This is a genomic window from Salinivibrio sp. HTSP (genome assembly GCF_003390965.1).
In the GTDB taxonomy this organism is placed as follows: Bacteria; Pseudomonadota; Gammaproteobacteria; order Enterobacterales; family Vibrionaceae; genus Salinivibrio; species Salinivibrio kushneri.
The window spans coordinates 20468-37575 of record NZ_PXUD01000018.1 but is presented as its reverse complement, the minus strand read 5'-3'; the positions used below and the strand labels follow the sequence as shown (position 1 = coordinate 37575).

Genomic DNA, 17108 nt, shown 5'->3' with positions numbered 1-17108 from the left:
TTGCCAAACGCTGCACAACAGCAGGGAAAAAGGTGCGCCCAGCAATGATAGCTGAGCGCAATGATCCTATTGGATAATAAAAATATAGCCCTGTAAAATTAGCAGGTTGACGATATCGATAAAGAAAGCCCCCACAATCGGCACCACCATAAAGGCTTGAGGCGCGGGGCCGAAACGATTCACGATTGAGCCCATATTCATCACCGCGGTCGGGGTGGCGCCGAGGCCAAAACCACAATGTCCACCAGCAATCACGGCCCCTGTATAATTACTCCCCATCAACTTGAACGTGACGTAGTAACTAAATAAGCCGATAACCACCGATTGAATCGCCAGAATAATTAAAAATGGGACCGCTAAATCGAGAATGTTCCATAGCTTCAACGTCATTAGCGCCATCGCTAGAAATAATGACAAAGAGACAGTCCCTACCATATCCACGGTTTCTGACTCTAGCTTTCTGAGTTTAAAAACCTCAAGCGTATTGGTGACTATTACACCCAAGAAGAGAGCATAAACAAAGTCAGGCACCATTAGCCATTCAATATTAAACCCGCTTACCCACTCAGATAAATGGCGAGCCCCCGTAATACACAGCAATAAAATAAATAAGACTTCAATGACTTTCTTCGCTGTCACTTTATCTTCTTCATTTTCATTGTACGTGACAAGTTCGGGATATTTTTCGTGTGTTGTGGTGCCACGCCCATATTCAGACTCAAGCTGATGTTTATTAATCAAACGCTGGGCAACTGGGCTACCAATAATACCACCAATCACCAGACCGAGTGTTGCCGACGCCATTGCAATTTCCAAGGTACTTTGAATACCATACTCATCGGTCAAGATCTGGGCCCAAGCCGCGCCGGTTCCGTGCCCGCCAGACAGGGTAATCGATCCAGCGACCAGCCCCATCAATGGATCTAAACCAAGCATCGACGCAAAACTGACACCAATAGCGTTTTGTATAATGATGTACACAGAAGCGATGGCAAGAAACCAAAATACCTTTAAGCCGCCTTTTACTAACTGTTTATAATTTGCTGCCAGACCAACGGTCGCAAAAAACATCAGCATAAACGTATCTTTTAACGGTAAGCTAAATTTAAAATCAATACCGTTGTAGTGTAATATAGAAATAACACACGCAATAATTAACCCGCCCACAATCGGCTCTGGGATATTAAATTTTCTTAATGCGGGCGTTTTTGAATTAACAAAATGGCCTAAAAAAAGGACACCGATGGCAATCAGGAATGATTCTAGCGCACCAATTGAATTGAGTTGATACATATAACCTCTTTGTTTCTCTCACCTCATCCTCCCTGATTGTTTAATTTGACCTTTGTGTTACCTCATTTACATTCACATTGACGTCAATACGGGTTAGCCACACGTCACGATACTCCAGCATCCTGCTTATCGTTTTGCTGCCGCGCTTGGGCTTTTGTACGCCTCAACCTCGCGATAACTGCCCGCTACCAACGGGCGACACAATAGCAGAAAAACGCAAAACAAGCACTAATAATCGAACTATATGTTACCCCATGGCAATTAACTACTTAAATAAGCAGGATTAAAATTGATTGACTAGCACACAATACTGAATGCAAAATAACCACAATTCGTTCAATCTTTGTACGCAATCAGCCACAACGCGCGGAAGGACAGCCGTCAGTCTGGGAGGGGAAACAAGAAAGGCGATGCCATCTTGGTGGCGATAGCAAAAAAGCGCCCCTTACCCAAATAGTAAGGTGCGCGTAATGAAAAACCTCAAACAGGATGGGTCAGACATTCACCCATTTGCATACTGATCGCTTTTAAGACATCTCGACGGGTGATAATACCCACCAATTTGCCCTCGTCGACCACCGGGTACAGTTTAGGCTTGGTGGGCGCCATCATTTCCGCAAGCTTGATAATACTGTCCTCGGATTCAACCGCCAACGCGTTGCTGGTCATACAATCCGCCACGGCGTGTGAATCTTGGCAATGATAGCTGTCACGTAGCAGCTGCTGCAGCATATCTTGCTCGGAGATAAACCCGACCAACCGCTTGTTGGCATCTATCACAGGCCCACCCGTTTGCTGACTACGAAGCAGTTTTTCCAGTGCACTAGAAAGCGGCATATCCGGTGAAAAGGTTACCGGACGTTTGTTCATATAATCTTTAACAGTGATCGACTCCATGTCGCCTCCCTTGACCGTCATGACAATTTGCTGTCCTGTCCTTTAAGTGTTGTCGAAGATGGCGAAATGTCTAAATCACTTTAAACAATTTGTGTTATTGAGCAAATCAATGGAAAACGAATGGCGTTAATCGCTCGGCTACCAGCCCAGTAAACGATAAAGCTCACCGGTTTTGACACTGCGGTGTGCATTGTCGATGGTGCCGTCACTTGCCCACTGTTCAACGACTGGCTGAATGATGGTCTGTGCCGTCTGCCAATCTTGCCCGGCTTCTATTTCGTCGAGGTATAACAGCCTGAGCAATAAGCCATCTAGCCCAGTCAAAAGCTGTTGTGGCGTGCGGTCATTAAAAATCGATGGGAAAACCCGGTCATCGTCATTGGGCAGCCCCATAATTTGTGTCAACTCTTCCACCACGCAGGCCACGAGCTTCCCTTTAGAACGCGCCAAATCAACGGGAATAACGACCGCTGCATGATGAATCGCGCCATCTTGATTGATTCGAAAGTTAGCCGCACACACGGCATCATTTAATGGTGAGACATCGGCATTGTTAAACTGTTTGCGCGCATCATCTAAAAAACGTTCATGATTGGTGAACATAATCGTTAGATTGGCACGCTGCGGAGTCGGCGTTGGAATAAAGTCGATCCCGGTTAGCGTCTCAAGATGTGCAATATGATATGTGACAAGATCGTCGTGTAACTGGCTCGCACTGATCGGATGCGCCACATGATAGCGGATCGGTCCATCCCACTTGCGGACGCCTTGTTCACCTTGCACATACTCGCTCTGAAATGCGATACGATAAAATGCCTCAACAATATAATCAGGCGACTGCCAAGGCTGTTGGTTTGCCATCACAGGCGTCACGGTTAGGCAAAAGCCTAATAATATTGCCCGCAGTAAAAGGCGCGAGTATGAGTGACTCACAGCATTACTCCCAATATCGAATCCCCTAGCTAGCATAGCCACGAAATTACGACGCTTAAATCATTTTTTAACACACGCCAGCGCTGTCTTTTATTTTGTGCACATAACGTGAAAATCTAACATCAGTTCCATTTTTCTAGACACTTTTTGAACCAAATCCTCATTATCACCGCTCAAAAACCCACTTGAGACGCACTCGATGGATAGTAACCAAGGATTTTTAACTCGTTGTAGTATCAGGAGGACACTATGCGTAAAACGCTACTCGCTTTAACCCTTCCATTAGCGATACCTGCTCAGGCTGCCAATGTGGTCGACGCCTCAAGCTTAGATTTGAGCGCGGCATTAAATGATGATCAACCTCGCGCGATGGTGGGCTCATCGCCAGCATTAAGCTTTCGTGAAAAGTCACGCCTACAAGTGGGTAATAAAGCCTTGGTGCGCAAGCAGCAGCTACATCATGGTGTGCCTGTTTACGGTTATTCGGTGGTTGAAAATACCGCCGCACGCGGCTTTGCGCCCAGCGTTAAAGGTGACGTTGTTACTGATATCGAACAAGATATCGGTGGCACACTCCCCATGATTAATCAACAGCAGGCTATCGCGATTGCACAAGGCCAGACTCACCAAGGCAGTCAGCATTTTCACCAAGCGGATGCAAACACAGAGCTTTTGGTCTGGCTGGATAAACAACAAACAGCCCGCCTGGTCTACAAAGTCGACTACCTCGCCAGCGACGATGGTCACCCGTCGCGTCCGATCAAAATTATTGATGCGAAGTCTGGCGATATTCTCGACAGCTGGGACGGCATCGCGCACCTAGAGGCGGGTGGCCCAGGAGGGAACCAAAAAAGTGGCCGGTTTAACTTTGGCCCGAGCACGCAACTCGGTGGATTTCAGGTGAATAGTCGCTGCCAAATGGACAGCCCCGACGTGAAAACCATTAATATGAATAACCGTGAATGGGGCGGAGAGGTTCATCAGTTTAATTGCCCACAAAACACCTATCGCCAAGTCAACGGCGCCTATGCCCCGATGAATGATGCGCAGTTTTTTGGTCAGAAAGTATTTGATATGTACCAAGACTGGCTCGGTGTACGTCCGATTCAACAGAAACTCACCATGCGCGTCCACTACGGTCAAGGTTACGGCAATGCCTTTTGGGATGGCCGGCAAATGACCTTTGGTGACGGTAATCGCAGCATGTATCCCCTCACCACGTGGGATGTCATTGCTCACGAGGTGAGTCATGGTTTTACCGAGCAAAACTCAGGACTTGAGTACCGTGGTATGTCCGGTGGGATGAATGAATCATTCTCGGATGTCGCCGCAGCGGCTCTGGGACAGTACGTGTTTGGTGAGTTTAACTGGAAAATGGGTGAAGACGTGATGAAACATAGCGAAGCCATGCGTTATTTCATCAACCCAAGCCAAGATGGACGCTCCATTGGTCATGTCGACCGCTATTACTCTGGCATCGATGTCCACTTAAGCTCGGGGATTTATAACAAAGCGTTTTACCATCTCGCCACCAGCGACCAATGGAATATCAAAAAGGCCTTTAAAGCATTTGCGACAGCGAATCAGCTTTATTGGCGTCCGAATTCCAGTTTCCAACAAGGTGCGAATGGGGTTTGCGAAGCCGCTAAAGACCTTAACTACCCAGCCGGAGCAGTAAGCCAAGCCTTTGCCGAAGTGGGCATTCAAACTCAGGGCTGCCAAGGGACGGAAGGAAACCCTAAGCCAGACCCAGAGCCACAACCTGAACCAGAGATTTTGCCGCTGACGCTCGATCAGCCGGTGCAAATCCAAGGGCGTGCGGGCGCTGGTTACCAGTTCGTGGTAAAAAATGCGCCTCGCGGCACCGTTTGGCTACAAACCTATCGTGGTCACGGCGAAGTAGACTTATATGCCGCGGTAGGTCGCCCTGCAACTGTCAATGACAACGATTGCGCCTCAACCAATGCAGGCAACGAAGAGTACTGTGGCTTTAGCCAAATTCAGGGCATGGATCTGCACGTCACGGTGGTGGGGGCGCGTGACTATGCGACCAACGTATTAGCACGCCTTGACGATCGCGGGGTTGAGACCAACCGCTGTACCAATATGCCGACTTGGGGTGGATACAACTATTATCCAGCAGGCGTCACCGTTCAGTATCAAGGGCATCTATTCCAGGCCACGCAAGACAACTGGGGCATAGACCCTTTCACTAACCAATGGGTTTGGCAGTATCAAGGCAGCTGCCAAAGCTAAGTGCTCTGCGGCCGACCTTTTGTCGGCCGCTTTATTTGAGTTAACACCGTCTCACGTTACTCTAAGAGTGTGATCCCCTAGCGATTCTTCCCGTCAATGCCTCACCTAACGTCACTGCGCCACTCGCATTACAGTTTTATTGCATCTATGTTAATGATTATTGGTCATAATCTAGCAACGTAGAGGCGATAAATGCGACTAACCGCGTTGAGTCATACTTGGCAGTGGCGCTTTTTGGCCACCCTCTTATTTTTGCTGCCCTCCCTCACATGGGCAGCGAACACGGACGCGTCTTCGCTCCATACCCTCACAATGTTAATGGGGCTGCTCGGTGGCCTGGCGCTGTTTTTATACGGCATGGATAAAATGTCCAAAGCACTAAAAAACGCCGCTGGAAGCCGACTTAAAGCCTTGTTAGCCAAACTCACCACTAACCGAGTCGCCGGTGTCTTCACAGGGGCCGGGGTGACCGCAACCATTCAGTCTTCCTCTGTCACGACTGTGCTGCTCATCGGGTTTATTTCTGCGGGGTTAATGTCGCTCGCGCAAGCAACAGGCGTGATCATGGGTGCCAACATCGGGACAACCATTACCGCCCAAATTGTCGCCTTTAAAATCACTCAAGCCGCCTATCTGATGGTTGCCGTCGGCTTTTTTATTCAATTTACCGCCAAGGCCGATAAAACCAAGCAATACGGTAAAATGCTATTCGGGTTGGGATTGATCTTTACGGGGATGAACGTGATGAGTGAGGCAATGTCACCGCTGCGCGATTATCAGCCGTTTATTGATACCATGGCGAAAATGCACAATCCTTTTTTTGCCATTCTACTGGCGGCCCTGTTTACCGCGCTAGTGCAGTCTTCATCTGCCACAACCGGGATTGTCATCGTCCTCGCGGGGCAAGGCTTTATCTCCCTTGAGGGCGGGATCGCATTAGCGATGGGTGCCAACGTCGGCACCTGTGTGACCGCTCTCCTCGCCGCGATTGGGAAATCGCGAGAGGCTAAACAAACCGCCAGCGTACATATTCTGTTTAACATTATCGGGGTGTTGGTATGGCTTCCATTGATCAGTGTGTTGAGTGATTGGAGCGTCGCACTGTCGCCAAGTCATCCTGACCTCACGGGGGTTGAGCGCTTAGGCGCAGAATTGCCTCGCCAAATTGCCAATGCCAACACCCTATTCAACGTCGTCAATACATTGGTCATGTTGCCGTTTGTCGGCGGGTTTGTTTGGCTCGCCAAGAAAATCATCCCCAAAAAACCTAAGCCTGTCCCAAGTGAACGTCCGAGTGTTTCACCCAAATATCTCTCTAAAGAGCTGCTGATGACACCCGATATCGCCATGGATCAAGCCCAGCTCGAAATTGGCCGCATCGGACGCCGGGTTTGCAATATGATGAATACGCTCCCCCCTCTCACTTCTCAATTAGCCTCCCAGCAAGAGCGAGATGCGGCGACTCATGCATTAGAAAAAATCGACGAGCTTGAGCATCAAGTCGATATTTTGCACGGACATGTGCTTTTTTATCTCGGTCGATTGCGTAAAGAGCCACTCACACAAGCACAGAGTGACCGACAGATCACCCTGATTAGCATTACTGATAAACTCGAGAGCATTGCTGACCTGATTGAGGACACTTTGGTTCCTATCATGGATAAATCACTGCATGCCGAGATCGATATCAGCGATGAGATGCGGGAGACCCTTGATACGATTCAAGATAAAGTCACTCACGCACTGCTAGATAGTGTGAATGCCATTCGGCGTGGCGATAATAACCGCGCGAAACAAGTACTGCACACCAAACGTGCGCTCAACGCCCTATTAGATAAAGTGTTGGCTCACCAAGCCGAGCGCTTGATCGAGCATGATGCCAACCGTCTACAGCTATTCAGCATTGAGATGGAGTGGACTGAGTCTTTGAAACGTGTGTATACAGTGACAAAACGTATCGCCAAATTACACCTGCGCGAAAAAGACTCGCAATGATACATTACTGGCAAATTTTTAAGAGAAAACGGAACCAAGCCCTAATTTTTAGGCTTATTAAGCCCATAGTGTCGGGAAAATAGTTATAACGGCTCCGCCTAAAAACATCTAGGAGCTTGAAATGTATACACTATTTCCTTCCCGACCCAAACCGCTATCGGCACTCATTGCGCTTGCCGCCTTTAGCAGCACCAGTGCATGGGCTAGCGCTCAATGTGATATTGCCGATTTGGCGGCCAACAACACGCCGATCCAAGCGATTATGGATGCGGAACGCGGTTGCTTTACTAGCTGGTATGACACCGCGTCTATTCGATATAACAATCTCTACCAAGAAGCCTTTGTGAGTAAAGTGGCACAGCGTTTATCGCAGACCATTACCCATTATCAGGGTGATGACAGCCAAGCTCGCCAAATTGCTAATTTAGCCGAGTACGTGCGCGCGGCCTACTATGTACGCTTCTACGGTGACAAAGCGAACGCTGATTTTTCTGATGCGCTAGACGATCGCCTCGCGGATACCATCAATGCATTTTTACGCTCGCCTTACGCCACGGCAAAAGGTCGCGCCCAAACTGATGCCTTGCATGGCTTAACGCTGATGGCCGATAGCATCAAGCGCTTGCCGCAAACTTTGGACCTACAAATTCAACTGCTGGAAAACCTCAACCCAGACCGCCTAGACGACCGCCGTTACGCCGATGCGCTCAACAACCTTTTCCGTGCCATGGCAGGTCACCAGTCTCGTCAAGCCTTTTACGATGTGCTCGCCGCCGATCTCTCCTTGATTGACCGCCTTTATCAGTTCGTTGTCAATCATCCTCAGCTATCCAATAGCGACCATGGGGCGTTATTGGTATCAAACACTGTCCGCGAAATGGGACGGCTATTGATGGCCCCCCAAGCCAGCGTGCGAGATCGTGTGATTAGCCATTATCGTGATCTATTACCGCGTTTCCCGCTAGGCGGCAAAAACGACGCCGTATGGGTGGGCATGGCAGAAATGGTGGATGCTTACGCCCCCGACAAGGTGACGGAATTAGGTTTGTCTGATGCCAAAGCAACACTGGAAGCCAAAGTGGTGCCTTATCGCCATCAATGTGACGGCCCGGCCATTATTCGTTCACAAAGCATGACACAAGCGCAATCGCAGCAGGCATGTGAAAGCCTGCACGATAAAGAAGTGGCCTTTCATCAAACCGTGAACTCAGGTTATCAAGCGGTCGCCGACGATCTGAACGACAGCGTTGAAGTCGTGGTGTTTGATAACCCATCGGACTACAAAACCTATTCAGCCTTTTTGTTTGGTAACTCGACCGATAATGGCGGCCAATACCTAGAAGGAAATCCTGCCGATCCAGACAACCAAGCCCGTTTTATCGCTTACCGCAATGATAATGGCCAATCGCTTTCAATTTGGAACCTCGAGCACGAGTACGTTCATTATCTCGATGGGCGCTTTAATATGTATGGCGACTTTAACGACGTACTTCGCCACGGCCACACCGTATGGTGGCTAGAAGGCTTTGCTGAATACATGGCCCATGGCGATGACTATGCCGACGCCATACGCTTGGGCAAAGAAGGCGGCTATTCACTCAGTGACGTATTTGCCACCACCTATCAGCACGATGTGAACCGCGTTTATCGCTGGGGATATTTGGCGGTACGCTTCTTGTTTGAAAAGCACCCAGAAGCTGTCAATGCGTTGCTCGCAGCCGGCCGAGCTGGACACTTTGAAAAATGGTCGAGCTTGGTAAAGGATTATGGTGAACAGTATGGTCCCGCATTTTCACAATGGCTGACCACGCTGGATAGTTCAGATAGCGGCGAGCCGCCTCATCCAGATCCTGATCCCGAGCCAGAGCCGGAACCAGAACCAGAACCAGAACATCCAGACGTCACAACCCTGTCTCTAGGTCAAACCGTTACCATTAGTGGACAAGCCTACAGTGAGCACCTGTATCAAATTGACCTTACCCAACCTGCTAGCGCGCTGACATTTAGCATTGAAGGACAGGGCAATGCCGATCTCTACGTGGCGAAAGATCGTCAAGCGCACTATTACGATTTTGATGCCACCGAGTGGAACCAGACAAGTAATGAAACCGTGACCCTTAACGATGTAGAGCCAGGCCGCTATACCTTAAGTGTCACCGGGCGCGGTGACTTTACCGATGTCACCCTCAAAGTGAATGCGGAAGGCCAAGTACAACCCGAGCCAACGCCAGAACCACAGCCTGAAACGCCAGCTGGCACCGATGACTTGCGCCCGATGCAACTTAACGTCGCCAGCCCCAACAGTATTAGCGTTTATCAACGTCGCTACCTATATGCCGATGTGCCAGAAGGCGCAACCAAAGCGCAAGTGTGGGTCATGGCGGATGGTGACGCCGGAAACCTGAGCGTATTCGCCGCCGAGGATTACTGGCCAACGCAAGCGCAAAATCAAGCCGTTTCAGACGTGCCGGGCAGCAACCAGTACATTGAAGTCGATTTAAATGACCGACAGCGCCTGCATTTGCTACTCGCCGGTGATGGAAGCCGAAGCCAAACCGATGTGCGTGTTTACTTTCGCTGATCGCTAAGCGCTAAGCGCTAAGCGCTAAGAAAATGCTACCAAGCGCCACCGCCGAGTGGCGCTTTTTTGTTCGATTTCCATAGGAGGAGGAAAATAATAGAAAGAGGAAAAACGCTTAAGGAATGATTTCTGTTTTCACGCTCCCACAAACTGAGATAATGCCGCGATGGCTGGCCTTGTATCACTGTTCACGATTAATAAGGAGAAACCATGACCGAATGGGAAAAGATGTGCCAAGGACTTGTCTTCGATGACAGTGATGGCTCTATTGATATCAGGCGAGACCATGCCACACGAACCTTACTGGCATTCAATCAAACAATAGAGGCGACGACAAGGCAGCAACTGCTGCGCGAGTTACTGAGTGCTATCGGCGAAGGTTCGGTGATCCAACCGCCGTTCCATTGTGAGTTTGGTGAAACCATTCGGGTTGGCAGCAATACCTTAATCAATATGAATGTCACTATGCTCGATGGCGCTCCGATCACGATTGGTCACCATGTGCTGATTGGCCCCAATACCCAGTTTTACACCCCTACCCACTCTCTCGATTATCAAAGCCGGCGCGCGTGGGAGACTTGGTGTAAACCCATCGTGGTGGAAGACGATGTGTGGATTGGCGGCAATGTGGTTATCTGTCAGGGCGTCACGATCGGGGCACGCAGCGTCATCGCCGCCAACTCGGTGGTTAAGCACGACGTGCCGCCTGACAGTCTGTACGGAGGGACACCTGCTCGCCACCTCAAAGCACTGAGCAGCAAGCAAGAGGCGTGAGCAAATTCAACGCGTCATATTGCGCCAATGAATTAGTCTATGAACGCACTGTTTTGCAACTATCACACAAGTTCTTGAGGTCGAACGCCCCCAACAGCCATCTGAAAAGAAAAGCCGCACCTCTTGGGTGCGGCACGTTTGCTAACAGCTTGCTGTTTCGCCTTACTGAGCAGGCTTAATCGTCAACTCAGCATTGTCAAATCCGAGCGCGGCCAACTCATCCGAATCAAAATTAGAAATAAGCTCCACCCCATTTACGCGATCATGGCTTGCCATCAGGGGCGCAGACCGCTTGCTACGCGTAGCGTGGTGAGAGGTAAACGATTTGGCTTGTCCAACTTCAATGGTGCCCGCATATTGAGATTCTGCATAGAAGTCGCCAGACACATACGAGTAGAAAGGACGCAAGCTCTTTCCTGTCGCCCACTGCATACTTTGCAGTCCGTATTTTTCAATGGCCCAGCTCCAGTCCCACCATTTGACTTCACCCGGGATATAGCGGTGGTGCCACTGGTAAGCAATATCGTGCTCAGGCTTACTGCTGCGTCCCATCGTAAAGGTATGTCGTGAAGTAGGACGATTTTCAGGGTGCGAATGCCATGCGTTGCCGTTCCAACGCAAGAAGCCGTCAAACGTCACGTCATAACTAATATCGGCGCCAAAGCGATACGGATAAGAAATGCTCGATCGATAAAGTTCAACGCGAATAGGGATCTCTGAATTCGCCGGAACAAATGGACGCGCTTGTAGCGTCACTTGCTCACTGCTCGAGCCACCGTTGCTGTTGGCAAAACTTTGATTCGCCTCAAATGAAATAGTGAGTTTGGTGTCGCCGACCAATGGCCACTTAAATTCGTTTTCTGTCTGTACTTTTTGCGCAAACCCATAGGTGTTGGTTTTCTCCCAATTGGTGGCTTCATCGACTTTAAGATCAACGACAACCTGTTGATCAACATCGGTATTATTACGTGCTACCGCTGAAACCGTTTTAACTAACTGGCGATCAGACTCGACCACATCACCATGCCAAAAATCGCTGTCATTTAAGGTGTAAGCAAAGTTATCCACTTTGATGGTGGTTTTATCGTCACAGCGGTAGCCATCACATCCACCATCATTGTTGCCGCGGATCAACCATTGATCGCCGGAACGCCAAACGTTCATGTCTTCACCAACGTAATCGCTGTGGTTACCACCTACCCATGCATAACCCAGGTAATGCGCGAGGTAACTCAGCGGCTTGACAAATTCACTGCGGTTATTGACCAGTGAATATTGGACATCGAGCTCAGTCCCTTCTGGTACGCTTTGCGCGGCGTAATCCGGGATCTCGCCCTCATCATTGATGGGATAACACCATGTATCTTTCGTTTGGCCGTAGTGTTTGATTTCACCGTTATAGCCGCTACCCATGATCGCCCAATCGCCTTCGAGTCCAGCGATTTGCCATTTCCCCATGCGATCCATCAAAAAGTGGCGGAGGGTACTCGCCTCGTCTGCCGTTAATGGCCGATAGTTGGCCCGGCATTGATCCTCGCCTAAGGTATCGAGCACAATTTGATCAGGGTATATGTTTGCCTGCGCGAGCCCTGCATAAACCAGTATTGATAAGCTGGACAGCGTGAGCGCGGTTACATGTGTTTTATTCGCCATTTAACGTATTCCTTATCAAGCATTAATACGAGTTATTGTGCGACTGTCATGGTGGTCGCAGCCCTTACCCTTTCATAACGAATCAATAAAAAATAATGAAAAGCATTGAATTTAATTACCCTTAAATTTCATAATCTTATCGAGTTTAATTCAAAAGTATACGGGATATTCAATGTGATATTTATTCAATGATCGGAGGAGGTTATAGCGACAAAAAATAGAGTATAGGCTCTATTTTCAGAGCCATTAAAGAGCAAAAATCCAAACATGCCATTTAATTTAGCTAACGCTAATTCAAATAAGGCCGCTATTTTTCCTGTTGGAGAAATTTATCTATTTTTTGTGTCGCATGAATAATATTGAGCGGAGAGTATCGAATAAACGTGCTTCGGTGTGTCTTCTTTGAAACAAAAAGAAGAGTGGCGTACTTATATTTTTTTTCAGTATAAACAAGGCAGTTACACTGGCTGTGGGTCAAAAATTGCTCTATGGAAAAACCAAGTTCACTGCCAGGCGGGTAAAACACGTAAAGCGTCCCAATACGCTTTTGATTTAATCCTCCTCGCTGAACCAAATCACTCCACCGCCACCCATTGATTTTTCCAACCACGAACACGCTTGTCGCCACGCACAGCAGTAATGTCATCGCAATTAACAAACACTGCCGGTAGAGCGGCGCGTTGCGTCGTCCTTGACTGACCACTTGAGTTTGGGCGGGTTGTGTTTCTTTAGAAGATGCCGAGTGTTGCCCTGACGCATCATCGCTGCACACCAGATCAGCAGGAGGATAGGAGATCATACCTTCAGTTAACCGATAACCATACTTAGGAACAGTGATCACCAATGAGGCATCCGCACCGACTGCAAGCAATGCACGCCGTAGTGCACTGATCGATTTTGCCAACGATGTCTGGCCAATGTATTCATTGCCCCAACCATAACAAATCAGTGTCTTCTTGCTCACCGCCTGAGGTGAGTGTTTTAAAAGGCATTCGAGTATAAGTGTCTCGCGACATCCAATTCGTGTTGACTTGTGACCGTTGTGAAGTTTCCTTGCGACATTGTCGAAATAAATCATAGTGTTTTTCTTTTAATAATAAAACAATCAATTATTTAGTGCGATAAGCATCGTTTTATTTAGAAACAAGATCACATTTCAACAAATGATGTGATTAATCCGTTTATTTATAAAAACATTACCCCTTAACAATATAAGGTTAATGCTTGTTCCGGCTGATGCCTGTTTACACAAAATACGGTTGTTTACTATACAAAACAACGACGTGGATAGCGTGTTTTTTTCTTTTTACGTTTAAATGCTGTTTTATTGACCAATTTATCACTATGGCATTTATTGCATAATACGCTATATAATATTGAGTGTTTACTCAAAACAGGTTGGCAACAAATATGAAATATATTTATAAAGCACTCTGTATCGTCTCGTTATTGCTGTCTACGGCAAGCTTTTCAGCCATCGGTCCTTACAGCGTGGTGTTAATTCATGGTTTTCAACCCGATCAGCTACAAAGCCGTCCAGACCATGATCAAGTTGCCGTGGATGGCTCAGACTACTGGCAAAACTACTGGTTACAGCATGCTGATGCCCGTATCGATTGGCCCGCCCACGAACGCATCGAAGGAAAGATTGCCTCAGATTATCTATGGCCTGCATTAAAAAGGCTTTCAGAGCAAGAAACCTGTCTGTCCGGCTGCCTTTTAGTCACCCACTCTACCGGCGACTTGGTAGCACGCTACCTGTTAGATAATCAAGAAAACTGGCTGACCAACGCAGGGCTCGAACCTCTTAATATTGTCGGTACCTTTGACTTCGCCGGTGCGGGTGGCGGCGTTGAGTTGGCCAATATCGCGGTGAATGTTACCGAAGGCGGCGGCTGGCTCAATCATGCCATGAAAAAAGCCGTGTCACTATGGATGGGACAACTCCCCAGCAAGGGCAATATCGGCGTACTGAACGACTTGAAAGTGGCCAACGCGCGACAACTCGCGATGTGGCCTGATAATCGCGTACCGCGTATTCGTTTTGTCGGAAATGGTTCTGACTTCTTGGGGGCGACATCTCCCTTTATTCCAGGTAGTGATGATGGTGTGGTTGCCGCCCACTCCGCCTGTGGCGCTGCCGATGCCCATGCATTTGATAGCTGTTCGACCGCGATTGAGTTCGACGGCCAGTTAGATTATGTCCACAAAGGGGTTAGACGTTTTATGCCCTCGCACTATCCACTGTTGATGGGCGACAAATACAGCCACCTCACTATCTTTAACCCTTGGCACAAGGGGAAGGTGACGGCAACCGATCCAGAGCTTGTGCTCGGCGATCAGTCTCGTATCGCCGTCGAGACCGTTGACGAAGATGGCTGGTTCGGCAAGAAATACCGCTTTGTCCTTGATTCAGACCGTGACACCTTGTCAGAGCTGGTCCATGCTCTTCCACAATAATTTCGGATACACTGTGACGTCATTAACAAAGCTGCCCTTTCATCGATACAAGGGCAGTAGGACGACTGATTCGCTTTTCTTTCCTGTGCTACCGTGCCTGTAACACATTAATTAGGGATTGCTATGACTCGACTGCTACTCGCAGTAACCTTGGTCGTATCCATTGGCATTACTGCCTACCTATGGCTTGATACTCCCGGCGCGCCGCCCACCAAAATGACGGCTGAACAGAGCATTCAACAGCCATCGCCCGACGTTGCCGAATACGAGCCATCGACGCCAGCGTCTACCCCTCGAAATGAGCAATATCGTCCAGAAGAACCCGATATCGTACAAACCTCGATGGCACCGACACTGAGCTACATTGCGGCCGACTATGCAGAGCAAATCCAGCACCCCTCCTATTCGATCCCTATTCCATCGAAGCAAAGCCCTTATCTACACTGGAATCGATATGTCTCGACGCCGATGCCGATCCTCGATGGCTCGGTAAAAGCAGCATTAAAGCTCAACCAATACCGCTACTTTTATCCGGAAAATATTCAAGCCTCACTGATCACCCCGGCCTCTTTTAATCACGCGACTGTGTCGGTCATTGATGTCGAGACTAATCGGGAATTGACCCGCCTCAATGTGACAGAGACACAGTGGAACATTGAGCCCGAAGCTGACTGGCCCATTGAGCTTCGCCTCAAAGCGGCTCTCAATTTTGACGGGGGCGACGACGTGCTCACTGCCGACTTTCGTCTTTATCAACCTATTGCGGAAGTGAAAGGGGTGAAGCCGGTTTTCGGCCGCGGGCCAGATATGGTGATACCACTGGTTTTGGATATCGACAAAAGCGGTATTTACCGAGTGCGTGCCAATCTATTTACTGCTGACGATCAACCCGTTGCGGCATTAACCAGTAAGACACGCCTCAGTGAAGGAGAGCAAACTCTGGCGCTACGCGCGTTCAAAGCCGCAATGCGTGGCTATGGTGATGAATGGCAACTGAAAGACGTGGTCATTGAGCGTATGTCCGGTTATCCCGGTGAACGGGCACAATTTGGCATCAGCCCACAAGACTATTATTCACTCGGTACTTTCGATACCGGACAATTATCCGACGAGCCCTATCAAATGAACGAGCAAGAGCGGATGCAATTGGAGTTTCTGCAACGCGCAGCGCAACAATCTTAGTCGCCCGCGACAGGCTCTGACGCCAAGCGTTCGATTTGTTCACGTGCGGTATGGATGCACTGGCGTACCACCCGAGCAGTATTGGTACGCTGCCACGCCAACACGACGTGACTCACCAAGGGCATGTCCTCAACGCTTACCACAGCAACATGGTCGCTCAGTTGCGTCGTCAATGATTCAGGCACTAGGGCAATCCCAAACCCCGCGGAAACCATCGCCGTTGCCGAATGCAATTGCGGCGCCAACGAAGCATTCGATGGCGTCAGTCCTGCCCCTTTTAACCCATCCACTAAGGCATCGTGTAATCCGGGGCCAATATCACGCGGAAACAGAATAATCGGATCATGCCCTAGTTGTGACAACGTCACGCTTTGCTGCTTGGCAAAAGCATGATGAGCAGGCACCACCAGCTTAAACGGATCAGAAAAAAGCGGCGTGTGCGCCACGTGGTCACTGGCATAACAAGGCAGGCGAAGAAAGGCGAGATCGACATCCTGCTGGCGCAAGGTTTCCACCAGCGCAGGCATGGGTAACTCTATCGGTTGAAAATCAATGTCTGGATGGGATTGCTGTAACCGCCGAACAAGCTCTAACACCGCTTGGCTCACCACCGTCGAGCTGGCAAAACCAAGTCGCAGTTGATTTCGCTCGCCTCGCGCGACTTGTTTGACCCGCTGCACCGCATGATCTAACTGCGCCAAGATTTTCACCGCATCATCATAAAGCACCTGACCGGCGGGTGTTAACGCCACCCCGCGCGATAAGCGTTCAAACAAAGGCACCCCCACCTCTTGCTCTAGCTTTTTAATTTGTTGACTCAGTGGTGGTTGCGCAATGCCCAACTTTTCAGCTGCGCGGGTAAAGTGCTGGCACTCTGCCACCGTTACAAAATACCGTAAATACCTTAGCTCCATGACCTTACCTCTGAGAACTTTCTGGTATTCAGTATCTTAACACGTTTTTTATGTGCCATATCTTTTCGATATCAAAGCCAACCTTTTTTGTATTGGATGCTATCCACGCCAGCTCGCATCATAGCCATAGGTATCACGCAACCAACCGTTTGGTTATCAGAACGGTTGTT

12 protein-coding genes are annotated in these 17108 nt (G+C 49.0%); 6 read left to right on the top strand and 6 right to left on the bottom strand.

Annotated features, from left to right (window positions below):
* Positions 1–66: 66 nt before the first annotated feature.
* The 3 genes from gltS to C7A19_RS04270 form a co-directional block, all read right to left on the bottom strand.
* Positions 67–1293: a sodium/glutamate symporter gene (gene gltS / locus C7A19_RS04280; RefSeq protein ID WP_069362811.1), complete on the bottom strand. Its 1227-nt coding sequence runs from the start codon at positions 1291–1293 to the stop codon at positions 67–69.
* A gap of 480 nt (positions 1294–1773) precedes the next feature.
* Positions 1774–2190 carry a CBS domain-containing protein gene (locus tag C7A19_RS04275; protein ID WP_102505862.1) on the bottom strand — a complete coding sequence of 139 codons (417 nt, stop codon included), beginning with the start codon at positions 2188–2190 and terminating at the stop codon, positions 1774–1776.
* A gap of 138 nt (positions 2191–2328) precedes the next feature.
* Entirely contained in the window at positions 2329–3123 is a 795-nt protein-coding gene (locus C7A19_RS04270; protein ID WP_162300239.1) for a DUF2927 domain-containing protein, read from the bottom strand.
* Positions 3124–3372: 249 nt separating this feature from the next.
* On the opposite strand from C7A19_RS04270, the gene C7A19_RS04265 reads away from it, so the two are divergent.
* The 4 genes from C7A19_RS04265 (at position 3373) to C7A19_RS04250 (ending at position 10729) form a co-directional block, all read left to right on the top strand.
* Positions 3373–5379, top strand: a complete 2007-nt coding sequence (locus tag C7A19_RS04265; RefSeq protein WP_116644268.1) for a M4 family metallopeptidase — start codon at positions 3373–3375, stop codon at positions 5377–5379.
* A 192-nt stretch (positions 5380–5571) separates the two neighbouring features.
* The gene (locus C7A19_RS04260) at positions 5572–7374 is read left to right on the top strand and encodes a Na/Pi cotransporter family protein (protein WP_069362809.1); all 1803 of its coding nucleotides are present in this window, start codon (positions 5572–5574) and stop codon (positions 7372–7374) included.
* A 121-nt stretch (positions 7375–7495) separates the two neighbouring features.
* Positions 7496–9955, top strand: a complete 2460-nt coding sequence (locus C7A19_RS04255; RefSeq protein ID WP_116644267.1) for a M9 family metallopeptidase — start codon at positions 7496–7498, stop codon at positions 9953–9955.
* A gap of 210 nt (positions 9956–10165) precedes the next feature.
* Positions 10166–10729 (top strand): sugar O-acetyltransferase, encoded by a 564-nt coding sequence (locus C7A19_RS04250; RefSeq protein ID WP_077522525.1) that lies wholly within the window; start codon positions 10166–10168, stop codon positions 10727–10729.
* A 162-nt stretch (positions 10730–10891) separates the two neighbouring features.
* Here the strand turns inward: C7A19_RS04250 and C7A19_RS04245 are convergent, their stop codons facing one another.
* Both C7A19_RS04245 and C7A19_RS04240 read right to left on the bottom strand, forming a co-directional pair.
* Entirely contained in the window at positions 10892–12382 is a 1491-nt protein-coding gene (locus tag C7A19_RS04245) for an aerolysin family beta-barrel pore-forming toxin (protein ID WP_116644266.1), read from the bottom strand.
* Between the two features lie 307 nt (positions 12383–12689).
* On the bottom strand, positions 12690–13460 hold the full coding sequence (locus tag C7A19_RS04240) for a winged helix-turn-helix domain-containing protein (RefSeq protein WP_116644265.1): 771 nt from the start codon (positions 13458–13460) through the stop codon (positions 12690–12692).
* A 332-nt stretch (positions 13461–13792) separates the two neighbouring features.
* On the opposite strand from C7A19_RS04240, the gene C7A19_RS04235 reads away from it, so the two are divergent.
* Both C7A19_RS04235 and C7A19_RS04230 read left to right on the top strand, forming a co-directional pair.
* A complete protein-coding gene (locus C7A19_RS04235; protein WP_116644264.1) occupies positions 13793–14842 on the top strand; it encodes a hypothetical protein in 1050 nt (349 codons plus the stop codon).
* Positions 14843–14965: 123 nt separating this feature from the next.
* Positions 14966–16024, top strand: coding sequence for a hypothetical protein (locus tag C7A19_RS04230; protein ID WP_116644263.1), 1059 nt, complete (start codon positions 14966–14968; stop codon positions 16022–16024).
* On the opposite strand, the gene C7A19_RS04225 is transcribed toward C7A19_RS04230, so the two are convergent.
* Positions 16021–16938 (bottom strand): LysR family transcriptional regulator, encoded by a 918-nt coding sequence (locus tag C7A19_RS04225; protein ID WP_116644262.1) that lies wholly within the window; start codon positions 16936–16938, stop codon positions 16021–16023. The two genes, C7A19_RS04230 and C7A19_RS04225, sit on opposite strands and share 4 nt — an antisense overlap.
* Positions 16939–17108 lie beyond the last annotated feature (170 nt).